Source organism: Dyadobacter sp. CY343, from assembly GCF_021390335.1.
GTDB lineage: Bacteria > Bacteroidota > Bacteroidia > Cytophagales > Spirosomataceae > Dyadobacter.
In genome coordinates this window covers 18,765-42,324 of record NZ_JAJUXK010000011.1, presented here as the reverse complement: position 1 = coordinate 42,324, position 23,560 = coordinate 18,765, and the positions used below count along the sequence as shown (strand labels likewise).

The 23,560-nt window shown below is 44.5% G+C and carries 23 protein-coding genes; 8 read left to right on the top strand and 15 right to left on the bottom strand.

Features of this window, described 5'->3' with window-relative positions; genetic code table 11:
• The 5 genes from LZG94_RS26180 to LZG94_RS26160 all read right to left on the bottom strand — a co-directional run.
• The coding region (locus LZG94_RS26180) for a cbb3-type cytochrome c oxidase subunit I (RefSeq protein WP_233794608.1) at positions 1-1,816 on the bottom strand (1,816 nt) is incomplete at its 3' end.
• Positions 1,817-1,859: 43 nt separating this feature from the next.
• A complete protein-coding gene (locus LZG94_RS26175; RefSeq protein WP_233794607.1) occupies positions 1,860-2,297 on the bottom strand; it encodes an Rrf2 family transcriptional regulator in 438 nt (145 codons plus the stop codon).
• A gap of 309 nt (positions 2,298-2,606) precedes the next feature.
• Positions 2,607-3,347 (bottom strand): cupin domain-containing protein, encoded by a 741-nt coding sequence (locus tag LZG94_RS26170; protein ID WP_233794606.1) that lies wholly within the window; start codon positions 3,345-3,347, stop codon positions 2,607-2,609.
• Between the two features lie 465 nt (positions 3,348-3,812).
• Positions 3,813-5,369, bottom strand: a complete 1,557-nt coding sequence (locus LZG94_RS26165) for a hybrid sensor histidine kinase/response regulator (RefSeq protein ID WP_233794605.1) — start codon at positions 5,367-5,369, stop codon at positions 3,813-3,815.
• Complete coding sequence (locus LZG94_RS26160; protein ID WP_233794604.1) at positions 5,362-6,621, bottom strand: PAS domain-containing sensor histidine kinase; 1,260 nt, start codon at positions 6,619-6,621, stop codon at positions 5,362-5,364. The genes LZG94_RS26165 and LZG94_RS26160 overlap by 8 nt, the downstream gene beginning before the upstream one ends.
• A 415-nt stretch (positions 6,622-7,036) precedes the next feature.
• Here LZG94_RS26160 and LZG94_RS26155 point away from each other — a divergent pair, with 415 nt between their 5' ends.
• The 3 genes from LZG94_RS26155 to LZG94_RS26145 all read left to right on the top strand — a co-directional run bounded on the left by LZG94_RS26155 (position 7,037) and on the right by LZG94_RS26145 (position 11,712).
• Positions 7,037-10,069 carry a PAS domain S-box protein gene (locus tag LZG94_RS26155; RefSeq protein WP_233794603.1) on the top strand — a complete coding sequence of 1,011 codons (3,033 nt, stop codon included), beginning with the start codon at positions 7,037-7,039 and terminating at the stop codon, positions 10,067-10,069.
• A complete protein-coding gene (locus LZG94_RS26150; RefSeq protein WP_233794602.1) occupies positions 10,066-10,464 on the top strand; it encodes a response regulator in 399 nt (132 codons plus the stop codon). Before LZG94_RS26155 ends, LZG94_RS26150 begins: the two co-directional genes overlap by 4 nt.
• A gap of 510 nt (positions 10,465-10,974) precedes the next feature.
• On the top strand, positions 10,975-11,712 hold the full coding sequence (locus LZG94_RS26145) for a hypothetical protein (protein WP_233794601.1): 738 nt from the start codon (positions 10,975-10,977) through the stop codon (positions 11,710-11,712).
• Here the strand turns inward: LZG94_RS26145 and LZG94_RS26140 are convergent.
• Complete coding sequence (locus LZG94_RS26140) at positions 11,709-11,879, bottom strand: hypothetical protein (protein WP_233794600.1); 171 nt, start codon at positions 11,877-11,879, stop codon at positions 11,709-11,711. The two genes, LZG94_RS26145 and LZG94_RS26140, sit on opposite strands and share 4 nt — an antisense overlap.
• 96 nt (positions 11,880-11,975) lie before the next feature.
• Here LZG94_RS26140 and LZG94_RS26135 point away from each other — a divergent pair, with 96 nt between their 5' ends.
• The 5 genes from LZG94_RS26135 to LZG94_RS26115 all read left to right on the top strand — a co-directional run bounded on the left by LZG94_RS26135 (position 11,976) and on the right by LZG94_RS26115 (position 16,468).
• Positions 11,976-12,926 (top strand): fasciclin domain-containing protein, encoded by a 951-nt coding sequence (locus LZG94_RS26135; protein ID WP_233794599.1) that lies wholly within the window; start codon positions 11,976-11,978, stop codon positions 12,924-12,926.
• A gap of 83 nt (positions 12,927-13,009) precedes the next feature.
• Entirely contained in the window at positions 13,010-14,044 is a 1,035-nt protein-coding gene (locus LZG94_RS26130) for a sensor histidine kinase (protein ID WP_233794598.1), read from the top strand.
• 54 nt (positions 14,045-14,098) lie between these two features.
• Entirely contained in the window at positions 14,099-14,863 is a 765-nt protein-coding gene (locus LZG94_RS26125; RefSeq protein ID WP_233794597.1) for a LytTR family DNA-binding domain-containing protein, read from the top strand.
• A 21-nt stretch (positions 14,864-14,884) separates the two neighbouring features.
• Complete coding sequence (locus LZG94_RS26120) at positions 14,885-15,598, top strand: hypothetical protein (protein ID WP_233794596.1); 714 nt, start codon at positions 14,885-14,887, stop codon at positions 15,596-15,598.
• Between the two features lie 33 nt (positions 15,599-15,631).
• Entirely contained in the window at positions 15,632-16,468 is an 837-nt protein-coding gene (locus LZG94_RS26115) for a phytoene/squalene synthase family protein (RefSeq protein WP_233794595.1), read from the top strand.
• 527 nt (positions 16,469-16,995) lie between these two features.
• On the opposite strand, the gene rhuM is transcribed toward LZG94_RS26115, so the two are convergent.
• The 9 genes from rhuM to LZG94_RS26075 form a co-directional block, all read right to left on the bottom strand.
• Complete coding sequence (gene rhuM, locus LZG94_RS26110; RefSeq protein ID WP_233794594.1) at positions 16,996-17,343, bottom strand: RhuM family protein; 348 nt, start codon at positions 17,341-17,343, stop codon at positions 16,996-16,998.
• Positions 17,344-17,773: 430 nt separating this feature from the next.
• On the bottom strand, positions 17,774-18,358 hold the full coding sequence (locus LZG94_RS26105; protein ID WP_233794593.1) for a hypothetical protein: 585 nt from the start codon (positions 18,356-18,358) through the stop codon (positions 17,774-17,776).
• A complete protein-coding gene (locus LZG94_RS26650) occupies positions 18,355-18,852 on the bottom strand; it encodes a hypothetical protein (protein WP_409013375.1) in 498 nt (165 codons plus the stop codon). Before LZG94_RS26650 ends, LZG94_RS26105 begins: the two co-directional genes overlap by 4 nt.
• Before the next feature lie 54 nt (positions 18,853-18,906).
• Positions 18,907-19,290: a relaxase/mobilization nuclease domain-containing protein gene (locus LZG94_RS26645; RefSeq protein ID WP_409013374.1), complete on the bottom strand. Its 384-nt coding sequence runs from the start codon at positions 19,288-19,290 to the stop codon at positions 18,907-18,909.
• Positions 19,280-19,657 (bottom strand): MobC family plasmid mobilization relaxosome protein, encoded by a 378-nt coding sequence (locus LZG94_RS26095; RefSeq protein ID WP_233794592.1) that lies wholly within the window; start codon positions 19,655-19,657, stop codon positions 19,280-19,282. Before LZG94_RS26095 ends, LZG94_RS26645 begins: the two co-directional genes overlap by 11 nt.
• Before the next feature lie 123 nt (positions 19,658-19,780).
• Positions 19,781-20,710 (bottom strand): toprim domain-containing protein, encoded by a 930-nt coding sequence (locus LZG94_RS26090; RefSeq protein WP_233794591.1) that lies wholly within the window; start codon positions 20,708-20,710, stop codon positions 19,781-19,783.
• Between the two features lie 218 nt (positions 20,711-20,928).
• Positions 20,929-22,134 (bottom strand): primase-helicase family protein, encoded by a 1,206-nt coding sequence (locus LZG94_RS26085; protein WP_233794590.1) that lies wholly within the window; start codon positions 22,132-22,134, stop codon positions 20,929-20,931.
• Entirely contained in the window at positions 22,124-22,423 is a 300-nt protein-coding gene (locus LZG94_RS26080; RefSeq protein WP_233794589.1) for a helix-turn-helix domain-containing protein, read from the bottom strand. The genes LZG94_RS26085 and LZG94_RS26080 overlap by 11 nt, the downstream gene beginning before the upstream one ends.
• 72 nt (positions 22,424-22,495) lie before the next feature.
• Positions 22,496-23,515: a hypothetical protein gene (locus LZG94_RS26075; RefSeq protein ID WP_233794588.1), complete on the bottom strand. Its 1,020-nt coding sequence runs from the start codon at positions 23,513-23,515 to the stop codon at positions 22,496-22,498.
• Positions 23,516-23,560 lie beyond the last annotated feature (45 nt).

The window sequence follows — 23,560 nt, the reverse complement described above, 5'->3', positions numbered from 1 at the left end:
TAATCTGCGGCGGTTCCTGCCCGGTAATCCGTGGCATGAGTGCATAGATCCCTGCCCAGAGCAAAAAGCAGATAATGCCATACATCGTCAAATGGGAATGGGCGACAGTAAAATCAGTGAAATGCCAGAGCAGATTGGTAGACCGGAAAGCTTCGGCAGTTCCCTGCATTGAACCGGTAAAGTAAAAAAGGATGCCCGTCAAAAAGAATGGAAGCGTATAACTATCAGTAATCTTGTACCAGGCGCCTTTGAAGGTCAGCAGGAAATTGGTTGTCCCTGCCACCACCGGGATGACCATACCCACACTGCCGACGATGGCGACCGTCTGCAGCCACCAGGGAATTGCACTAAAAACAAAATGATGGGTACCAATCAGCGTATAAAAAAGGATCTGTGTCCAAAATGCAAGTATACCCAGACTATACGAATAAATCGGTTTATTGAGCTGCTGGGGCAGGAAGTAATAAACGATCCCGAGCGTAAAAAGCATAAACCACATTCCCACGCCCTGGTGCATGTAATAGCCTTGAATGATTGTTTCGCCTAACCCATTTTGCCAAAGAGGCACGTATGCAACTACCGAGATCACAATTCCGAAAATCACCGAAGAGACAATGTACCAGTTTGAAATGTAGATCTCCTTTGTCGTGCGGCTGGCGACTGTCTTGAAGTAATTGATCAGTGTTAGCAGAAGTCCAATCCCAAATAGCAGCATCACCGGCCATATGTACTCCCGGTACTCCCCGCCCCCATTATTAATTCCGGCCATTAAAGACAATGTGCCCAGTACCACAGCCGTATTAATAAGGATCAATGTGTACCATCCGAGTTTTATGCTGAACAGATTTGTATTGCTGACCCTGGGCACGACATAGTTACCCAACCCCAGCATCGCCAGTGATGCCCAGCCCCAGAAAACGGCGTTGGTATGGACCGGGCGCAATCGCCCAAAGCTCAGCCAGCTGAATTGGTCCGCGTCGGGCGCAACAAATTTTATCCCGATATATTCCCCCACCGTTGTCCCAAAAACAAGCCAAAAAGTAGCGGTGATAATGAACCAGGTGATCAGTCGGGAAAGTTGCGGATCGACTTTCGGGCGAACGGGCGCCTTTCTTTTACGTGCCACGAAGGGAAGTGAGGCCTCATGTTCCACATTGTTGATCAAGCCTTTATGGTCGTTGGCCGGCAATATGCCCGATAGTTCATTATGACTCAACGCGAAATCCAGCGCATCTTTTCTGCGTTGCAATGTTAATGCAAGGTCCTTACCTTCTATTCCGTCCAGATATGCTGCAACTCGCGCGGCTTCTGCGAGACGTTGTTGGTTTCTATACCTGTTTAATGTATGGGTAATCTTGAAAAATAAGAAGATAACACCCGCCAGCACAGGGATTGATATCAAGACAATGGTAATTAAAATACCACCCTGGCTTAGTAGTGAACCAGCAGCTGGCTGGCTCGACTGCGCCAGTGAGGGAGAATCTAGCAAACTCAGCATGACCAGCAAAATGGCCGCTAAACGCCCTTTTTTAACCATCCGGTCGAGCAGCAATGAGATCTGCCTGCTGCTAAGGTTTTCAAGGTATTTTGGATAATCCTTTATCCCCTCGTCGGCCCTACTGATCAGATAATTTTGAACAACGTCTCTGATCAAGATCGCAACAAAAAGCAAACCCAGCGCCATCACTAGTGCAACGATTCCTACCGAAAGTACAACGGCCTGACTGAAATGGGTTTCAGCATATGCAGGTATGGCCACCAGGTAAGCACCAAGGCATAAGCTACTCACGATCTTACATCTACCGACAATCATCATATTATATATATTAAGACCCTAATATCTTTTACTCTCGAAAATTTTATCTCTCTTTAATATAGCTCAGCCCCAAATTCAAGTTCTCATTGAACTCCCCTATCGTGGCCGACTGTAAGGTGAGTTGCATTTTATTTCTAATCTCCTTAAAATCGTTGTGCAGTGGACAAGGCTTAGTTTCAGAGCAACTTTTCAATCCCAGCCCGCAGCCCTTGAATATTTTCTCGCCGTCAATCGCCCTGACAATATCTGCCAGCGTATTGCTCCGGGCGCTGCTGTCAACATAAAAGCCGCCATTTGGGCCCTTGCTGGATTGTATGAGCTCCCGTTTGCTCAGATCCTGAAGGATCTTGGCAATGAAATGTTCAGGAGAATCGATGCCAGCTGCAACTTCCTTGATACCCACTTTCCTGCCACCTTCTGACTTCTGCGCTATAAAAATAACGGCCCGGATCGCGTATTCACACGTTTTTGAAAAAAACATCTGCATCTGTTTATATGCAAATATATCTTCAAGATCCGGGAAATAAAATACTTTTTACTCTTTTATTAAATGTCTCTTTGTCCCGGGCTGTGCTTTTGTCCGTTGAGTGGTTAAACTAAACATAGGGTGAGAACCAGGCGCTATCGATACCCAACGCTCCCGCGTTGCGCCCGCATTACGTCAATTTAATTGCTCTGAAACGTCTAGAAAGGCCAAAAGAAATTGGATCACTTTGTTAACTTTTTTGCCAGATCCGGAGTCCGGCTATATGCCGGAATCGAGTTTGCGATCAATATGAAAATCAATACTTCACTTCTTTTCAATCCTTGAAGATATTGTCAACAGAAATAAGGATTCTGCATTGGCAAAAACCTTGTGGGCAATTCCTGCATGAAGTGCAAGCATCTGGCCTGCACTACGCTCTGCCGTTTTTTGCTCCGTAGTAAAGGTGATGTGCCCTTCAAGGACCTGCACGCTGATAATCCCCGGTGCTGTATGGGTTTTCATTTCTGCTCCTTTATGTAGCGCGATCAAAACCAGGCGCATACCTCCGGTCTTAAAAATTGTTATGGCATTCCGGTCGCCGTTCTTGTAAGAATCCTCTTGTTTGATCTGGGCTTTCAACAAATTCAGGTCCATCGTTACCATAGGAGCGTCCAGTTCCCGTTCACCTTCCGGCCTAAGCGGAGTGGCTTCGTTCGACTTAGTTGGGGTTGAATCTGGCAGCTGCTCGAGATGCTTAACCGGGGGCTTTTCGTTCAGCGCTTTGATGAGATCATCCGTTATATTATCACTTGAAATACCATATCCGTTTACCAAAGTACCTTTTATATCGTGTTTTGGAGAAGAGATCGCATATACAATAGCTTCATCACTTGGGTCAGACATTCCTTCAAAACGGTAATGCTTATCAACCACAAAGTCCTGCGGATGTATTTTCAACGAATTGGAATGGCAGATCAGGCAGTTATCGTCGAGATTAAAGTCTACTGTATAACCTCTTAATCTAAGCTCATTTAAAACTTCCGAAACGGTGGTCATAGTATTCATAAGAGATATATCTATTTACGTTCAAATAAAGCAAATGTAATCAAAGCCACTTGTACCCGGACATCCACGTCTTTGCAAGACGTTTGTTTGCAATTGAGCACATAAGCAGACTGCTGACTGTCCGTCAGCAATCGTCGTATTCGTCAGTCTTCCAACTGCAAAGCCGTTGCAGATTAAATTGACAGTGCCGTAACATCATCATGTACCTGCTTATCTACCTCAGACACAAAGTTTGAAGCGCTTTTTTAGCAGAAAGCTATGACGTTTATTCATTTCCATGGAGGATTGTTTATAAGTAGCCTTCAGGAGCTAGCAGAAAGATATACCGCTGTTCGCCTTTCCTGGTGCGCTGACCGGGACTACTTGTGTCAGTGATTAGGAAGAGTAATAGCCATTATGTGACCAGTTCGTCAATACAAAACTATGCTCAATGCATTATCGCGATGCATTGAACATAAAGAACAATTACAATTTGATATTGAAAACAGCACCGTTGTCGTTTAGAACGGAGATATTGCCACCATGGGCGGTCACGTAATTTTTTACGATGGCCAGGCCCAGGCCTGTTCCGTTGCTTTTGTCTTTGGTTACAAATGGTTCAAAAAGCGATTTCAGCAGGCTCAATGGTATGCCTGGGCCATTATCTCTGACCTGTATGGAAACGAAGTCAGTTTGCTGGCGGGCTATGATTTGAATTTGCGGCCCGCTGATTTTGTGATCCAGGAGCGCGTCAACAGCGTTATTAAGTAGGTTGATAATCACCCGTTTTAGTTTGCTCTGATCACCCTGAACAGTCAGTTCATCGTCAGCTTCGATTTCAATGTGCACGCTGTCAAGCGCGTCTTTTGGAGCTAACTGGGCCAGAGCGCTCTCAAGCAGCGGTTTAAGCAGTAGGGTTTCCTTTTCAACTGGCGTTTCCCTTATAAAGTCCATAAAGTCCTCAAATATTTCAGAAGCCTGACCGGCTGATCTGTCGATCATATCCAGCCAATCGCTTTTGTAGCCTTCCTCACGGATTATACCAGTAAGGAGTTGTATGTTTCCGATTGCCGGCCGTAAATCGTGCATAACCATGCCGATCGCACTGCCCACAGCCGAAAGCTTCTCCTTACGAATGAGCTCTTCGTTCATTTCCGCATTGCGGATCGCCTGTGCAGCATTTTGCACAAATAACCGCAGCAGGTACATCTTTTCAGTGTTTAGCCTGCCATTTTTTTTCAGCACGGCAAATACCGAATACCCGTTTAAGCGAGCCAGTACCAGCTCATCAAGCTGGACCACTTCCTCAGCAGAGATTTCTATATCCCTGATGCGACTTACCAGCTCTTCAAGATTAATCTTTTCTTCCATCGCCCCGATCGACAAGACCTTCTCATAAGAGAAGTCGTCCCGAAGCCTGCCCAAAAAGGCCATATCAGTACCGATGGTCGTGGCCAGCTGGTCTAATATGTTCTTCAATAAAGAAGTAAGCTGCCGCTCGTTTAGTCCGATAGACGCAATAGACTCAATCAGGCTTTCCAGGTTGCGCAGACGGCTGTAATCAGTTACTGCTTTGGTAGCCAGCTGTATGATTTCCTGGGAAGCATAAGGTTTGCAATGATAACCTACGTTCTGGCCTGCCTGCTCGATAATTTCCTCAATGGAACGGTCAGTAAAGGCAGTAACAAAGATGATCTCGGCTTTACTGTCAAATTTTCTGATCTCTATGGCGGTTTCCAGACCATCCCAACCCGGCATGCGCATATCCAGGAAAATAACGGCATACGGACTGTTATTTTTAATGGAAGCTTTCACTTTTTCGACCCCTTCCATTCCATTTGATGCTTTTTCTACCTTAAAAACGGGAATAGTGCTGGTAAGCGGTGCCAGTATCGGCGTCGGCGCATCAAAAAGTATGCTGGCCGCATGGTTTATCTGCTGGCTTTCAATGGACTGATGTCGGGGTACAAGTATTTCTTCCATATTATCTCTGACCATTTCCTCGTCATCGATAATTAATACAGAGGTATTAATTTCATTCATCTTTATTAAAATCTGATTGTGGTTGTTTATTAAATGAAATGGTCGTCTTGCTACCCATACCTGCCCCATTGCTTTCCATGGAAATAGTACCTCCATGGCTCTCAATAATGGCTTTGCAATTGTAAAGGCCTAAGCCCGTACCCGTACTTTTGGTGGTATATCCCCGATCAAAAAGGTGTTTTGCTGTCTGCTCATCAAATCCTTTTCCGGAATCCGAAACCACTAACTGAACACTGTCTTCAGAGCCACTTACTTCGATACTAATAGTTTTTACACTGGCGTCCGTATCGATCGCTTCAATACTGTTTTTAAGGATGTTCAGCAGGACCTGCATGAGCTTTGTGCGGTCACCTTTAATTACAATACGTTCCGGGGGTATGCTTAAAGAGAGATTAATCCCCTTATTTTCCATGTTAGCGAAAACCATTGAACGGCAATCGCTGATAATGTCTTTGAGATTAACAGGTTTTCTTTCCTGGGATTCATGCCCGCTGATATACTGACGCTGAATATTTAAAATGTCCTGAATATGGGTGGTAAGGTGAAGCTGCTCGTTGACTGACCGCCGAAGTTCATCATGGCTATCGCCAAGAGACTTGCTGATTGCCTCCATCATCTCAATCAGGGCATCGGCTTTGGGTGCACCTATTGCAGCACTGATTGGCCCGTTTTGCTGCTTTAAGAACATTGTAACCTTTTGCAAGTTGCCCTGGCTGTACTGTTCCAGCATGCGGTTGATACGGGTCAGATAAGAATTAAAGCCAACTACCGCATTGCCGATGTCATGGATTACTTCCGATGCTATTTCGAATTTACCTTGTGCAACGGCTTTATCCTGTTGCGCCTGTTTCAGGGCTTGTTCTTCCTGCATCTTTTCAGTCCTGTCTTCCGCGCTTACAACCAGGCAGTCGCTAAATATTTTGTATACTGTTAGCTGGAAGTGCTTTTGGCCTCCTGCGACGCCGACATTTAAAAAACTGTATTGCTGATTCAGCATGATCAATCCCGAGGGCTCAGCAAAATCACGGATGCGGGTTACTATTTCAGGATCCAGCGCTGATAAACAGGGGTAAAAATTTGTGCCGGGTTTAAGGTTTTCGCTGGCCAAAGCACTAAGCAGTTTGCCACCCATCAAGTTAATGTCGACGATTTCCCCACTTTCGTTCATCTCAACCAGCCCCACCGGGGCATGCAGCAAAATGGCCTTCATTTTTTGTTCAGCAGGACTTATCTCTCCCCCAGTATCATGCATAAAGAAAAATGTCGAATTACTTCAATACTCATTGATAAATATAGAATGAATTATATGACATTCCACTAACATGAATAACCAATGATCGTCGGGACATTTGTCAAACAAGACTGATAAGTAATATAAACCGTAAATATTAATCGCGAATGAGTGTAAGCGCTGGCTTGAGCAGGTCCGAGTGATTTATTGAAGGAACCGCGTGAATGCAGCGCTGCTGAATCGCATGACTGGCTCACTAAGAGAAGCCGACCGAAGTCAAGTCAATAACACTGATTTCAGCAGGCACAATACTTTAACATTGAAAGATGTATTCATTTTCCACGAAATTATTTTACATTCCGGGGATAGTGGGGTAATTAAATCTCTTATAGCAACAAAGATCCTGCCGGGTTTAGCATATATAAATACAACAAAAGTGAAGAGCGATCTGAAAATAGTGTACCTGGAAGATTCAGAGGCAGGAGCATTTACAGCGAAACAAACCTTAAACAAAAAAGGGATAAACGCTGAGATACGTGTTGCCTGCAACAACCATCAATATATAGCGGCACTAGCGGGTTTTGTGCCAGATATTATCCTCTCTGAATATACTCTGGCCGCTATCCATTGCTCAGAGGCAGTTGCGGGTCTCCGGCAGAGCGGGCTGAAAATCCCTTTCATTATCGTCTCCAATGCAGTGTCCGATGAAATGGCGGAAGAACTTCTGCTGCTGGGGGTGGATGATTACATTATCAAGGACCAGCCCGGCCGACTGCCGTTCGCAATACAGCAGAGCCTTGAAAAATACAAGTTTAAAAAAGAGCAGTGTTATATGCTCGAACAGTTGACCAACAGTGAAAAGCGTTTCCGCACGCTGGTGGAAAACAGCATGGAGGCCGTTGTCGTGCTCAATGCGCAGGCCCAGCCAACCTACGTTTCGCCGGCCGTTAAAAATGTACTGGGATATACCCCACAGGAGGTCCTCAACATGGACCTTTTTACTTTGCCACATCCTGACGACGTGGAAGAACACGCTAAGGTCCTGATGAAAGTTCTTGCCAGTCCGGGCGTACCCATACAGGGGCATACCGGGCGGATGCTGCACAAGAATGGCACCTGGCGCTGGATTGAGGCTACGGTCACCAACCTATTGCATGAACCCGCTATCAACGGGATAGTCGACAATTTCCGCGACGTGACCGACACGGTCCTGGCCGACCGGCAGCTCAAATACAAGGAAGGGCGTCTGAGCCAGGCCCAGGCCGTTGCCCACCTGGGCAGCTGGGAACTTGATTTAGGGACGCAAACAAGTGTATTCTCGGATGAAGCCTGCCTGATTTGTGGATTATCCCCAACAGAAAATATCCAAAGTGCGGCTTCCTGGATATCGCTCATACATCCGGATGATGTGGAATACGTACTGCGAGAGAACCAGGATGCTCTAAATTCCTTGCGGGCGATGGATTATTATTACCGGATCCTCAGAAGGGACGGACAGATCAGGTACCTGCATGCGCAAACCCATGTTGAGCTAAATAGCCAGGGGCAACCCGTCAGCCTATACGGCGTGATGCACGATGTTACGGAAACTAAAAAATCTGAGCAGGCCCTGAGAAGTTCGGAATCCAACTTGCGGGCTGTCTTTGAAAATTCTATGGAAGGTTTTATCCTGGCCGATACCCAGGCGGTAGTAAAGTACTTCAATAACAAGGCCAGCAATTTCTATAAGTTAAGCACCGGCAAAGAAATTGAGGTGGGCAGTAGTTTGTTTGATGCGGTCAGGGGGGACAAAAGCGCTGATTATGAAAACATGATCACCGGTGTGCTATCCGGTAAGACCCGGCAGTATGACCATATCTATCAGCAAATTGATGGGGACAGCAAATGGCTAAGCATTATGTTCGTCCCCGTGTATGAAAACGGTGAGATTACGGGGCTAAGCTTGTCTATGAGCGATATTACTGATCGGAAGCTGGCCCAGGAGCTGCTCGAACGCTCAGAATCGAACCTGAACGCTATCATCAACAATACGGATTCACTCATCTACTCCCTTGACACCGACCTGAGATACATCACCTACAACGACGCACTGAAAAGCATGATGAAGGAAAGGTACGACATAGATGTACAGCCAGGCGATGATATCCGCGAATCTCTGGGAAAGTTTGATCCCGGCTCGGCCCAGGAATGGGAGGTGATTAATGCACGTACATTGAGCGGTGAAATTTTGAAATTCGAGAAATTGTTCACCTACAACGGATTTAACAGCTATCTGAGATTTTCCATTCACCCCATCATCAAAGACAATATTATTACCGGCCTTTCTTGTTTTGTTAATGATATTACCCGGGAAAAACAGGCTAAACAAGAAGTCCTTAAAGCACTTGAGGAAAAAAATGTAATCCTGGAAAGTATAGGGGATGGGTTTTACACACTGGATAAGAACTGGATTGTAACCTACTGGAATAAGCAAGCAGAAACCATGCTAAACTGCCCCAAAGACACCATATTGGGCCGGGTTGTATGGGATGTATTTTCCGAAATCGTAGGCACCGAATTCCATCATAACTATCACAAAGCGGTGGAGCAAAACGCGATCAAGCATTTTGAATCCTATTACGAAAGGGACAAGGCGTGGTTCGAGGTGACCGCATACCCTTCTGCAAATGGGTTATCTGTCTATTTCAGGGATATTACCAAACGCAAGTACTCGGAGTTTGAGCTTGATGAGCTCCACAAAAACCTTCAGAAATATACCGATGAGCTTTCGGCTTCCAACAAGGGCCTTGAACAATTCTCCTATATTTTATCACACAACCTGCGTGCCCCGGTTGCCAATATCATAGGTTTAGCCGAGCTGGTAAACGAGGACGCCTACCCTGCACAAGTAAAGCAGCAGTTTGTGACCGAGATATTGGTGAATGTCAAACGCCTCGACGATGTCATTTCAGACCTTAACAGGATTTTGCAGGTTAAAAGAGGAGTAATTGAAAATAGGGAACCGGTTCCTTTGCAGAAGCTGATAGACCAAATCAGCTCAAGCATTCAAAATATCATCGAAAAAGAAAATGTGCGGATAGAAACCAATTTTAGTGTGATAAGTGAATTATTCACCCTTAAAAGTTATTTGCATAGTATTTTCTTTAACCTGATCATGAACAGTATCAAATACCGCCAGAAGGACGTCGATCCTGTGATCAGGATAACAAGCAGCCGGGATCAGGACCTGGTAACGCTTTCCTTTCAGGATAATGGAATGGGGATTGACCTGGCCAGTAAAGGTGCGCAGCTCTTTGGCCTCTACAAACGCTTCCACCACCACGTAGAAGGCAAAGGGATGGGGTTATTTATGGTCAAGACGCAGGTTGAAATGCTTGGCGGGAAAATTGCAGTAGAGAGTGTCGTTAATCAAGGCACCGAAGTTAGGGTTGCATTTAGTCCCCATGCTTACCAAATTCCAATTTCATGAAACTACCTTCTACATTCATTGTCGTCGATGACGATCCCGGCAACAACCTGATCTGCAAATATATCATTGGCTCCATTGCACCTGATGCCAGTATCCATCTGTTTACTAACCCCGAAAAGGCGTTGGAATGGATCAAGGAAGACTATAATAATAGCGCGCAGGATCAGCACGCTGCCCTCTTTCTTGATATCAATATGCCGGTAATGAACGGGTGGGAATTTCTGGATACATTCTGTTCGTTTCCCAGCCTGGTACAGGAACAAATCACCATATTTATCCTCTCCTCTTCCATCGATCCGGAAGATACCCAGAAAGCAGAAAAGCACCCACTTGTTAATGGTTATTATTCGAAACCCTTAGGCAGGGAAACGATAAACCAGATATTTAGTGCATAAGCAACAACCTTAAAGTTCAACGGCTGGCAAAAGGCAATTCATTCGAAGCAGTGGCTGGCAGCAAGTCAAAAAAGTGGCTTGCAAACTTAATTCGTTAAGAATCGATTCTTGCTTTCACAATCTGGGGGGCAACTTGGATCCACCGCTGGGCAATTAAAGGTAAGAAAGGGGCATTCTTCAAAGGCGAGCCGGCAGTTCCAAAATTCATCTCTGATCTGACTCAATAGCAATTTGAACTTCCACAAAAATTAATTCTTGTAAAGACAAGGCGTAATTTCAGCCGATCTGCAATTTCATTTTCTATCAGCCTCTTGGAGAATTTGATGTTCTATCCAAAAAATGGGATAGATTCAAAAGAGCAGGGCATGAAACTTAAACCCGGATGAGTTTACCAGCTCATATCCAACGATATCTTGAAAGCAAGCTCAATGGCCAAGTAATAAGACAGTCACTATTCTTATGAGTGGCATAAACTTTTTAATCTGAGGTACTTCACTTATAGATTATAATATGACTTTAAGATTAATTACAATTTGCCTGCTCTTATCTGCATTTCAACCGCTAAGAGCCCAATTTAGATTGGACCTAGAAGGAGGCTTAGTGTTTGGCACCAAATATAACGATATCCGCATATCAGGCACCAGTGGAACGCTCATCGATGTGAGTGATCAACTTTCTGTAAAGCCCCAGGTTTTCTACCGGCTCCGGGCAGGTTACACCATTGCAAACAGGCACACAATTTCAGCATTGTATGCGCCCCTTACCGTAAATTATGACGGATTATTCGACCAGGACGTCAACTTCAACAATGCCATCTACCGCAGAAATGAAGATGTAAGCGTGAATTATAAGTTCAATTCATATCGATTAACCTATCGGTATGATTTCGTTGCAAATGAGCGTTGGAAGGTTGGCGCTGGTTTGACCGGTAAAATCCGGGACGCAGATGTCCGGTACCGAAATGCTTCAAATGACCAACATTTTAGCAATGTCGGCTTTGTTCCTCTTGTGAATTTTTACGTTGGTTACAAACCCGGTGAGCACTGGACAGCCATTCTGGAAGGAGATGCCTTAGCTTCTAAATTTGGCAGGGCGGAAGATATCTTTGCTGGTATATCCTATCATATAAACCCAAATTTAGGTATAAAATTGGGTTACCGGGTTGTTGAAGGCGGAGCTGATAACGACCAGATATATAACTTCACTTGGATCAATTACGCTTCGGCGGGTTTATTGATTTCATTTTAAGAACAAACACACAGTTTATTTTTAGCTTTGATAAAGCGGTCATCTTTATAAGGATAGGTGGCTGCTTTTTTGTTGCTCAATAAACAAACCATATTTCTGGCACAATGAGCAATTATTATACTTAAATACCACTCACCTTTATTTTTTACTCTTTCACGCTCTACCATTGACCATTGGCTCCTGTTAGGGAACAGAATTAGCTTTTCATGGGGTTGATTTGACAAGTGTTTGATAATCTTTCACAACTTCAACATTTTAAAATCATGAAAACAATGCTAAGACACCAAACTTTAAAAACCTGCCTGATCGCCGCTGTGATGGCCTTTTCGCTTTCAGCTTGCAATGACGACGATGATGACCAGACCGTGGATCCAGTTACAGGAAATATTCCGGCGGTTGCTTCGGCCAATCCCCAATTCTCAACACTTGTGGCTGCGCTCACCAAAGCAGAATTGGTTACCACGCTTCAAGGTACCGGCCCGTTTACTGTTTTTGCGCCTAATAACGACGCATTTACCAAAGCCGGGATAACTAGTCTTAACTCGCTTACCAAGGATGCGCTCACTCCTATCCTGACCTCGCATGTGATCAGCGCCTCGGTGAAGGCTGCCGATGTGAAAAGCGGGACTGTGGAAACGGTGAATACCAACAATGATATTTACCTATCCAAAAATGCCGATGGCGTGTTTATCAATGGCAATATCAAAGTAATTGCCACGGATGTTGCTGCTTCAAATGGGGTTATCCATGTTATTGACAATGTTATTGTGCCACCGACTAGGTCGCTGGTCGAAATTGCCCAGGCGGATACGAATTTTACTGAGCTCGTTTCGCTGGTACTTGCAGCAGACCCAGCCGTCGCTACAGCACTTTCTTCGGCTGCCAGTGGATTAACCGTATTTGCACCGACCAATGCGGCTTTTCGTGAGTTATATAAGACAACTCCCAAGGCAACACTCCTGGCGCCAGCCAACCGGGCATTGCTTACCGGTGTGTTACTCTATCACGTAATACCTAGCCGGGTATTCTCTACGGATCTGCCAAATGTAACAGCTCCTGTTACAACAGCCAACACAAATGGTACGGTGACTTTTGACCTGGTCGGGGGTGCAAAAGTGGTAGGAAAAACCAGTGGTGCATCTGCGATCACTGCGGCTAATATTTTAGCCACAAATGGCGTGATACATGTGATTGACAAGGTATTAATGCCTTAACCAAGAATAAAGGAAGGTTGGCAAATTAGCACGAAAAGGCCAATTTGCCAACCTTCCCTTTTCGTGCTTAATTTACCGATACTATGTTCCAGCTAAGGTTTCGATATGTTTTCATGTTCCTGCTCGGCGCGTATTCGTTTCTGAATACCCTGCTAATAGAAACATTCGACTACTACCATGTCCGAGCCGACAAGTGGATCATATTTCTGCTGTTCATTGCTGTGACTGCCGCCATTTGGGAAGGTAACCGCCTTTGGGACAACTGGCTTTCCCAGCAGCAGATCAGACATTTCTGGCTTAGAATTGTTTATAATTTTGCGGGAAGTTTGCTCATTACAGTTGTCGCGGCATTAGTGTTAGGCATGGTTACGGCCAGTTATGCTATATCTAATGACTGGTACGAGTGGATGTTACCCATGAAACTATTACTGATGTTTTGCTTCCGGATCAATTTGTTCCTGAACACCATCCATGTCATTTTTCTTTACATGCAGCAGCTGGAATTAAGCCACCAGCAACTTGAAACTTATAAGCGGATAAGTAGTCAGGCCCAGCTCCAATCCCTCAGAAATCAGGTAAACCCTCATTTTTTGTTTAACAACCTCAGTGTGCTTACGGCGCTGATTGGTCAGGATACGAATGCTTCGGTTGAATTTGTAAAGCAATTTTCAAATGTCTACCGCTATATCCTGAAAAGTGATGAAAAGGAACTTATCCATCTGCGCGACGAGATTGGGTTCATCCATTCTTATTTGTATCTGCTCAAAACGCGTTTCGATTCAGGGTTAAGTGTTGATATTAATATTTCCGAGGGCTGCCTGTCCGCCTACATTCTCCCTGTTTCACTGCAAATGCTGGTCGAAAATGCGGTGAAACACAACATTGTCTCCAAAAGCAAGCCATTGCATATTGAAATTTTATGCCTGGACAATGACTCTATTACAGTGAGAAACAACCTGCAAAAGAAGAAAGTTGACGACGACCACTCTACCCGCCTGGGCCTGACCAACATTGCAAAAAGATATGATTTTCTAGGGCATCAGGGTGTGAGTATCCAGCATACTGAGCAATCTTTTAGCGTAACGATCCCGCTGATACATCTTAAAACAGAGCCCTGATATTAATGTCAAAATAGCTCATTTTTAGCAATACCCACATCCTACCCACCTGTTATGAAAGTGCTTATTTTAGAAGACGAAATACTTTCGGCCAAAAGGGCCTCGCAGCTCCTGACCGAATATGATCCGGGTATCCAGGTAGCCGATATCCTGGACTCGGTCGAAGACGCGATCGCCTGGCTTAGTCAAAATCCCGAGCCCGACCTGTTGCTGCTCGATATCCATCTTGCCGATGGGCTGTGTTTTGATCTTTTTGACCACGTTACCCTGAAAAGTCCTGTCATTTTTACTACTGCCTACGACCAGTATGCATTGCAGGCTTTCAAGTTGAATAGTATTGATTACCTGCTCAAACCCCTGGACAAAGGTGATTTGACAAGAGCTTTGGACAAATACCACAGCTTGAACCATGACAACAGAAACTTCTCTGCATCAGATATTGAAAAGCTCAGATCAACTTTGCAGCAACTTACAAAAAAATACAAGTCCAGGTTTCTGGTCAGGTTTGCTGATACCATTCATTATAAAAATGTAGACGAAGTAGCCTACTTCTATGCCGACGATAAGGTTGTATTTATGGTGAGTACTGACGGAAGGAAATACCTGATGGACAGCAACCTGGAAAGCCTTGAAGAAGCCCTTGACCCGGCCCTGTTTTTTAGGATCAACCGTAAAGTCATTGCCAGGATCGAGTCAATACAAAAAGTCAAAACATTGCTTAGCTACCGCTTACAGGTCTTTCTCAAACCCGCTTTTGATCAGGAAGTTTTCGTGAGTAAGTACAAAAGCCAGGAATTCAAAAGCTGGCTGGACAATTAGCAAAAACCAATCCTTCACCCCATGAGACTATTCTCCACATTTTTAATGTTCGAGCTTGCCATTGTTACCCTGCGTGCATTTGGCCAGGAAGCAAAGCACGTAAGTATGCACTTGAAAAACGGCTCGGTGATTCGCGGCCAGCTACTTGAAGCAAATCCTGTATACCGTTTAGAAACTTACGACAAGAGTGTCTGGGTTTTTCAAAAGGAACATGTTGACACCCTCTTTACGGAAAAGCGCGTTAACCCAAACATTCAATACAAGAAAAAAGGATTTGTTCATTACACCGAGCTCGGGCCGTTGGCGATGAGCAACCGTGCCTCTAATGGCGTGACAACATCCGCCTTCTCCTTTCAAACCACGAACGGCTATAAATTCAATCAGTGGGTTTACACTGGTCTAGGCATCGGGGGCGACTTGTATGCAGTGCAGACGTTTGTGCCGGTCGTATTAAGCGTGCGTGGTGATTTTTCCAGCAAAGGCTCGAAGATCCCTTTCTATTTTCTTGAAGGTGGTTACGGTTTTAATGCCACTTCCAATGATGTAGATAATGTCCGGTTTGGCGGCGGGGCAACGTTTTCAGCAGGTCTGGGACTAAAGTTGCTGTTCAATGACAACACGGGTTTTGTCATAGGTGCAGGATACCGCTTTCAGAGATCATCCGTTGCCCAGCTTGGATTAGAAGAACTGGAAGACTTTAACCGGCTAACATTAAGAGCAGGTTTTTCCTTTTGAACCAAAGTAGGTAGTTACCTAAACCAAAATGTCATGAAGGCTTTGTATGATCAATTATCGCTTTGTTGCAGCAAGAAAACCGCACAACTGTACAGCACTTCTTTCTCACTTGGGATCCACTTCTTACAGCCTAAATTTCACGCCCCGATTTACAGCATCTACGGGTTTGTCCGCCTGGCCGATGAGATTGTCGATAGCTTTCACGGCTATGACAAGCACGGTTTAATGGCCAAGATCAGGGAGGATACCGCCGAAGCGATTGCTGCCGGCATCAGTATCAATCCAATTTTAAACAGCTTTCAACACGTTGTAAACCAGTATGGCATTGAGTGGTCATTGATTGATACATTCTTAAAAAGTATGGAAATGGACCTTGGTCAGAAACAGCATAGTCCAGATAGTTTCAAGGAATATGTACTCGGCTCAGCCGAAGTGGTTGGCTTAATGTGCCTGCGTGTATTCACCGAAGGCGACGCAGCGCAATATGAAGACCTAAGGTATTATGCTATGAAACTGGGCGCCGCATTTCAGAAAGTCAATTTTTTGCGTGATTTAAAAGCTGATTATCAAGACCTGGGACGCAGTTATTTCCCAGGCATCAACTTCACACATTTCACAAATGTGGACAAAGAGATTATCCAACAACAGATCCACCAGGATTTTGGGCAGGCGTTGATTGGCATAAAAAAACTGCCTGCATCGTCCAGGCGTGGTGTATATTTGGCATATTATTACTACCAAAAGCTTTTCCTTCGGATCAGTCAGACGCCGGCCGAAAAAGTAATGGATACCAGGATCAGAATCTCTAACTACAACAAGATCGGGCTTATGTTGCGCTCATTGATAAGGCATCAAGTGAACATGCTATGATTCTCAATACAAGCCAGCTAACCGCAAGAATTATCTTTTAAATTGCCTGCATACAATATGGTATTGCTATCTTTATCGCACTTGGCAAGCTGAAAGATCAAGAGCAGTAGCGTCTCCCCTACTAATACCAATCGGAAAGATCGATGGTATGGTCAATGAAGGCCATGGAAAACCACTGACAGAGTAGTGCCGACCCACCGTGATATCACAAAATCCATGGTGATAGCGCGGTGACATAAGTAAATAACAGGACTATTTACAAAACGGTCAACTTATTTCAGGACGGGTCATACGTCTGCGAGTACATTTTAACGCCCAACAACAATATTAAAATGTACTATTTTATCGATTTCGAAGATCATTACTCACAAAATGATAGCTTGGTGAAATTTCGTTTAAACGACGGTATTTCTGTACCCACAATAGCAAAATCATTTAGAAAAAAGCTTGCTCTACTCAGTATTTACCTAACAAATACCGAGGGGTTATGAGTCCGTTACCCTAGACCTTTTAAATAAATAAGAAGTTCACTGATTCCTATTAAGCACACTAATAACCAACTTCTTAACCGTATCCATCTCTTCTGGTTTACTAGCCGCAGCAAAAAGCGTCAGACTTGCAAGAGCTTCATTGCTGATAAGTGCTGCCCCGGTCCCCGACTTTAAAAGAGCATTATTTTCTAGGAACAACAGGAAACAAGCAGCAGCAATTCGCTTATTTCCGTCAATAAATGAATGGTTTTTTAAGCGCTGGGTTGCCCATTGTCGGAACTGAGTGGCTTTTGTTGAATTCACCCGATAGCCAACAGATATTATAACATCCAGGTTATACAAGTGCATCTTTCGTTTCTTTCCGTCTGCTGCAACCTGTTCCAAAATGGAACAGGTTGCAGCAGGATCTAACTCATTGGATTTATATATGTTATTAATATGTTTTACCACAGCGGGACGCTGAACCGAAAGATTTCAGCTAAGGAATGAGCGTCCAGCCAAACAGTTTCTTCTCCGAATTTTACTTCTATCTGTGTCTGCCCATCCTGGCTTTGGTAGATTTCTATTTGATTTTGCATTTTCTGGACTTAGAATTCAAGTTTACAATAAATTCATAAATGTTAATAAGCCGTCGCGAATGGAGCTGTTTTACAAGGGCGTAATAATACACCCTTACTCATCTTGCTCTTCCCGGGTGCGGCCAGTCAGGTACATAGCTTAACTAAGTGGCCCCTACACTGCCTTTCATAAACTTTTACTGCCGAATTCATCCATTTAAATCATAAAGAAGATTGCCCGAAAACACAAGTCAAAATCAATCCCTTTTAAGATTGTTAAGCAACTCCCTCGCTTGTTTCGCCTCATTTTGCCTCTGTTTCAAAAGTTTTTCGGCTTCTCTGACTGTTATCTCATGTGCCTCACGCTTCTGTGTTTCAAGTTCCGCCCGGTCAGGATCTTCATAGTAAATACTATCGACCTCTGCGATCAAAGCTGGACTGAGCTGCCTGGCAATGCGGAATTTAATATCGCTTTCTTGCAGTCGGCTGCTCTCGCCGTAGTTGCTGATGGCCACTGCGATGCTTATGGCCGTTGAGAGCAACAGCAATGCTGCGGAGATAATAAAGCCCTTCGATTGAAGGTCGAAGTGGTGATGGTGTTGGACTTCCGGAGTTTTTGGCACACTTGCAACTGCTTGCTTTATTTCCGAAAGGTAAGTCTCTAAATTTTGACTAGACGAATGCTGTTTTAAATCATTTTTTATGTCAATCACGGAATCCGCAAGCGTTTTGTTTTGCGATTCAGTTGCAGTTTGGATCAGATTTTCAATCGAGGCGTTTTTTCTGATCACAAGCGAAAGCACCTCTTCAATCGATTCGAGTTGTTCTTCTATCTTTTTCATAAGCTTTGACCTAAGTATTTTTTACGTTTTTTCTTTTTTGACGGATTGGTTATTGGTTGATCATGCAGCTGGGTAGGTTTAAGTAGCTCATCAAGTATTCGGTCGTTCTGACTTTCCTGCGAGAACATACCAGGCTGAAATCCTTCTTTTGAAAAATCGGGCTGATATGTCGCCTGCATTCGAAACTGCCGCACCATCGCCAGTTTCTGATTCTGCCGGATCAATGCATCCAGCTTCCCAAAACTCAAACTCCGATCGATCTTCGATCCTTTGAATTGCAGACCGCCTTTGGTGAAGCTGACACCTTGAATCTCACTAGTGCCTGATTTGTATTTGAAGATTAATTCGATGCCTTGCTTTTCCAGCTTCGCGCTCAACTCATTCCAGCTTTGTGCGCCTGCACTTGCTGCTTTGATTCCATCATATAATTCATATCTGATTTTGTCTGCACCTTTAAGCTGCTGCCGGTTGACCTGTTCTTTTCCTTTTCCCAAATGATAGCCATATTTGAGCGTGATCTCTTTGCAGACCTTATGGTTCCGCTCTTTTTAAAACCGGTCTGAGATTGTTTTGCCTTCATTGTTAACCCGGTTGTAGATGATATGAAGATGGGGATGGTTTTTGTCCCGGTGCTTGACCAGGATAAATTGTGTACCGGTGATCTTCATCTTTTCCATGTATTCCAATGCACGCTGCTTCATATTATCTGGTGTTAGCCGGGCTGCGTCTTCTTTGCTCCAACTAAGCGAGATATGACCGACTGCCTTTGTCAGGTCAGGGTTTAGTTTTCTTTGCATATTGAAATCATCAATCATAGTGCGGATTTGTTCTGCTCTCACACCTTCTGCCAGCAGCAGAGTGGCTTGCTGTTTTTGCATAGTATACCGCACTACACCTCCGAAGCTGCTTCCGATCATTACCTTACCGATCATCGCCGCCGAGCTTTTTCAGTATCGAATCGATTTGCAAAAGCAGCTCTTTGCAGGATTGACGGATGAATATCAACCCTTCTTTATGGGCAAGGTGCGTCAGCTGATTCAGATTGTTGGCCATGCCTGTGAGTGTCCTGAGATGCTTAAGGTCATCGGGTTTGAGCCTGGCCAGGACTTTCGCTTTCTTAGCAGCTAGTCTGAACCACGCACTTGGTTTCATGCCAGCGTCCCTGGCTTTTTCTTCGATCAGAAAACGCTCGTTTTCCGTCAGCCTGACCATGAGCTGAGTTTCCCTTTTTACTTTTTTGCGCGGTCTTCCGCCTTTCGGGTTATAAGGTTTCCGGCCTTTGATTTCTGTCTTTTCCATCTCACATTCCATTATCTGTTTTAAACCTTTTGCGACCATCGGGAGAAAAAGGCAAGTTTCAGTCACGCTGGAGCGGGACGGGTTTTTGCGAAGCGAAAACACAAACTTGCTCTCTAAAGGATTTTAGAAATGCAGCCCGCCAGACTTTTTGAAAGTCTGCTGCTTTTTGATCTGTTTTTCGGTGGACTTGCTTGCCATTAAAAGCTCATTTAGATCCTTGTGGTTTCGATAAATGCTTGAGGCGTCCACGCAGTTTAGTCCTGCATCCTGATATTTTTCCATCAGCTTTTTTCCTGCTTCGTCCCGGTCTGGATAGATGAAAGCGGTCCGGTAATCTTTGAGAATATCCAGGCTCCGGTCTGCCAGACTGACGGAATTGAGCACAAGAAAATCGCTTTGGACCGGCATCTGTTTTCGCAGTGTTAAAAGGGAAAGGAAATCCATAAAGCCTTCCAATACACACACTGACTTGTGCCCGCTATGGATATGGGTAATGTCTTTTGGGGATGATGAGCCCTTGAAGTGTGGGCCTCTGAGCTCATAGCCACCTGAGCGGTTTTCAAACCCTGCGGCATAGTAGCTCTTGCCTCCAACTTGATAATAGACTTCCTTGCAATATTGCCGGGCAATAGAGAGGTCAATGCCGCGATTTTGCAGGTATTGGCTGATAGCAACGTTACTACCCAGATCTTTTGTGCTTGTTATCTGGATTACCGGTTGTTTGGTTTCAGGCGTGACGTTCCTAGCTCTATGCGCATTCCGTTCAACGGACTGTTGCGGGTGAAACAACAAATGTTCAGACCCAAGTTTTTGCAGCAATGCTTTTGTATCGCATTGGAAAAGCAGACGGCCCAAGTCGATGATATCGCCTCCCTGGCCGCTGCCGTGGTCATAGTATAGGTTCAATTTCGCATTGACCTTGAATGATGGCGTTTTCTCGTCACGCAAAGGGGAGAGATACCAATAGTCCTTGCCCCGGACGTATTGCGGATGGATGTTGCAGTTTTGCAGGAGTTCGACAATAGAAATCTCCCTGGCTTGTTCACAAGTCATAGTTTATAGGTCTTAGAAGTTTGAAAAGGTGATGAAATGATGCGAGAGTCGCGTAATTGACTTTATATCAGAGGTTTATATCCGCATCAAAATTGCATCAATTTGCATCAGCTGCCGCATCACACATTTCAGGTTGATGCGTCTTGATGCTTATTTTGATGCGCCGTATATATTTACTAATCAAGATGTTATATATGATGCGCATCAATTCATCAAAATCATAGCAGTTCATTGAGCTCATAAACCCGGCTTCGGGTAAGGCAATAATATCGCCCTTTTCCTGTCTGCTCGTAGACGGTCCCATCCGTCAAAAATTTAAACTGTGAGTACGTTAGCGAGTTTTTCGCCGGGGTAAGTTTCCAGGCATTTTGCAACACCCGTTTAATTTGCACAACGTCTTTGTATCGCACATGCTTCTTATTGAGCCAGTCTTGAACATCTCCCGTGCAAAACCGCAGTTCGTCAAGATCCTTCTCATCGCAGATGGTTAGCAAAATGTGGGCAATCTCTACTTCCAGCTTGTTCCTATTTTGGTTAAGCAGCTTTTTTAGGGCTTGCGTGGCGATCTGCTCTGGGGTAAACCACATCCTTGTTCTGTTTGGATGGGCAAAGTCCCGGCTGGATAGAAAATGGATAAAGAATGGGATCTCGCTTCGAAGCTCATTCAGTAATTTGTGATTATCTGATTTTAGTGGCGGCACCTTCCTGACCCAGTACCGGATCTCTCCAGGCTCGGCAATAATGAAGTGATCTTCATTGTTGCTGCACAGGATAAACTTGCCAAAAAACTCTGTTTCCTGCCGGTCGACTCCTTTTGCTTCAACCTTGTAAAAACGGGCGGTGCTCAGGTTCTTAATGCGCTCTGAGTCTTCCTTTCTGTCAAGGAACGTTTCATCGACTCCTATGACCAGCTTTTGCGCCCATTCGATGTTGAAGTTTGAACGAAAATCTTCATTGCTGTTGATGGTCATGTTCTCTCCAAAAATCGACTTGACAAAATGAAGAAAGGTCGTTTTTCCTGTTCCACGTTCTTCACTGACCAGGCATAGAATCGGCAGGATCTGTGTAGGCCGTTCAAGCAAGATCTTGAAGTAGTCATAGCCCATTTCGATCTGCTCCCCGAAAATATGTTTGAGAAAATGAAAGATCGTGGGAGCCTCGCCTTGACGAGCAACGTGCTGAAACGGCTGGTAGCGATTATAGAACCCACCTACTTTCTGCTGGTAGTCCAGATGGCTTGGGACGAAGCAAAAACCGTCGTAGCATTCTACTCTGTCTTTTAGGTAATCCCGGCTATGATCTAACCGGATGCATTCGGCTGACCAGGGAATTAAGGTCGCCATCGAATCCCCGGAAGATAAAGGACGGTTTACCTGTTTAAAATAGCTGGTGCCGATGCGGAGATAAAGCGGTTCATCTTTCATGGCTACCTACGGATTTTTGTTGTCCGTTCGCTATCCATTCCAGGAGCTCCTTACGGGAGAAAAGAAGTTTGCCTTCCATTTTGCAGAATGGGATCTTCTTTCTTTTCACCAGCCCATATATCGAAGTCTCCTTATACTTTGTAAGTACTGCCGCCTCTTTTGTATCAAGCAGCGTGTCACTCGTATCAGCAACCGTAGCCGGTTTTGAATCTAAAACCTTTCGTAACGAGGATTCAATCAGGTCAGCAAATTGCTGATCGCTCAATGAAACTAAAACTGTTGTGCTCATCCCTTTTGTGTTTTGGTGATGAGCAAAGCAATGCCAGAAAAGCGTGAAAAAACAATATGAAGTTGACTAAGTCTATTCCCTGATCCTGTACTCGTTGATCTTTCTTAATGTTTTTAATACATTTTTAGAATATGGACTCCCAGTTAAGTTGCTGATACTTTGTACAATGTTTCCGCGCTCTTTATTGATGTTACTTCGAAGGCTTTCAAGCTTGGTCTTCGAGTAGCAGGAGAATGTATCAATTAGAAGTTGGCAATACCGTTCCAGTCCAATGTTGTTTCTGTCAGTATTTAGCTTGTAGGTTGCATGCATCAAAAGATTAAGGATCCTTTCATAGTTTCCTGGCGGCAATTCAAAGTATTTGTGGGCATGCCTTTCAAGCTTGCCTTCCTTGTCTTCAAATAACATTCCCAGAAGTTGCAATACTTCCGCCTCCGAGGTAAACACTTGGATCGAATTGACCGGTTTGCATTTCCATGCATCGACTAAGATTAACCATAGCGATATAATTTCATCAACGGAATAATCGAGCGGAATCCGCTCGTATTCCCCTGGAAGCACTTCAACAGGTTGTTGGGTTTCTTTGGCTACCACCACAGCTGCTGGCTGATGCGGCAGAATGCGCAAGGTGTTTTCACGTTCCCCGCAGGCACGGACAAGATAGGCTTGAATAAAGCCTAAGGCATATAAGCATGACGGGACCGCAAAACCCTCGAAAAACAAATGGTCAGAGCAGAATTTAATGAAGTGATCAAGTTGCTTGATTTTCTGGTGGAGATCGGGATTCAAGAGGGCAGATACGATTTGACCCGGGTAATCCTTCATTCCTTCAAAATAACCTTGCTCGAATTTACCTCTCAACTCGTTGACATAATTCTGCCCAACTGTAAAAAGGTGATCAACGATGATGTTGTCCAACTTGCTTTGTTTGCCGAAAAGAGCTAGCAAATTGGGTTCGCTGACAAAAACTGGGGCCACATCATCACCTGCGATATTTTGAAAAGGAAAATGGAAATAGAGATAGTCGGTCTCGGCCTTAGCAAACACGCGATCTTCAAACCTAAGAAAAGGGTATTTTCCTTGCTCATCCAAATCTATCCCAAGATTAGGATGAAAACCCTGCAAATTGAAAAAGTA

What these genes read in the sequence shown, in the direction of transcription:
- LZG94_RS26095 (WP_233794592.1), bottom strand. Translation starts at nt 19,657, where the DNA reads ATGGAAAAGACAGAAATCAAAGGCCGGAAACCTTATAACCCGAAAGGC.
- LZG94_RS26160 (WP_233794604.1), bottom strand. Translation starts at nt 6,621, where the DNA reads ATGCATGATACTGGGGGAGAGATAAGTCCTGCTGAACAAAAAATGAAG.
- LZG94_RS26125 (WP_233794597.1), top strand. Translation starts at nt 14,099, where the DNA reads ATGAAAGTGCTTATTTTAGAAGACGAAATACTTTCGGCCAAAAGGGCC.
- LZG94_RS26165 (WP_233794605.1), bottom strand. Translation starts at nt 5,369, where the DNA reads ATGAATGAAATTAATACCTCTGTATTAATTATCGATGACGAGGAAATG.
- LZG94_RS26085 (WP_233794590.1), bottom strand. Translation starts at nt 22,134, where the DNA reads ATGAAAGATGAACCGCTTTATCTCCGCATCGGCACCAGCTATTTTAAA.
- LZG94_RS26150 (WP_233794602.1), top strand. Translation starts at nt 10,066, where the DNA reads ATGAAACTACCTTCTACATTCATTGTCGTCGATGACGATCCCGGCAAC.
- LZG94_RS26090 (WP_233794591.1), bottom strand. Translation starts at nt 20,710, where the DNA reads ATGACTTGTGAACAAGCCAGGGAGATTTCTATTGTCGAACTCCTGCAA.
- LZG94_RS26175 (WP_233794607.1), bottom strand. Translation starts at nt 2,297, where the DNA reads ATGTTTTTTTCAAAAACGTGTGAATACGCGATCCGGGCCGTTATTTTT.
- LZG94_RS26135 (WP_233794599.1), top strand. Translation starts at nt 11,976, where the DNA reads ATGAAAACAATGCTAAGACACCAAACTTTAAAAACCTGCCTGATCGCC.
- LZG94_RS26140 (WP_233794600.1), bottom strand. Translation starts at nt 11,879, where the DNA reads ATGGTAGAGCGTGAAAGAGTAAAAAATAAAGGTGAGTGGTATTTAAGT.
- LZG94_RS26170 (WP_233794606.1), bottom strand. Translation starts at nt 3,347, where the DNA reads ATGAATACTATGACCACCGTTTCGGAAGTTTTAAATGAGCTTAGATTA.
- LZG94_RS26080 (WP_233794589.1), bottom strand. Translation starts at nt 22,423, where the DNA reads ATGAGCACAACAGTTTTAGTTTCATTGAGCGATCAGCAATTTGCTGAC.
- LZG94_RS26120 (WP_233794596.1), top strand. Translation starts at nt 14,885, where the DNA reads ATGAGACTATTCTCCACATTTTTAATGTTCGAGCTTGCCATTGTTACC.
- LZG94_RS26645 (WP_409013374.1), bottom strand. Translation starts at nt 19,290, where the DNA reads ATGATCGGTAAGGTAATGATCGGAAGCAGCTTCGGAGGTGTAGTGCGG.
- LZG94_RS26145 (WP_233794601.1), top strand. Translation starts at nt 10,975, where the DNA reads ATGACTTTAAGATTAATTACAATTTGCCTGCTCTTATCTGCATTTCAA.
- LZG94_RS26115 (WP_233794595.1), top strand. Translation starts at nt 15,632, where the DNA reads ATGAAGGCTTTGTATGATCAATTATCGCTTTGTTGCAGCAAGAAAACC.
- LZG94_RS26105 (WP_233794593.1), bottom strand. Translation starts at nt 18,358, where the DNA reads ATGAAAAAGATAGAAGAACAACTCGAATCGATTGAAGAGGTGCTTTCG.
- LZG94_RS26130 (WP_233794598.1), top strand. Translation starts at nt 13,010, where the DNA reads ATGTTCCAGCTAAGGTTTCGATATGTTTTCATGTTCCTGCTCGGCGCG.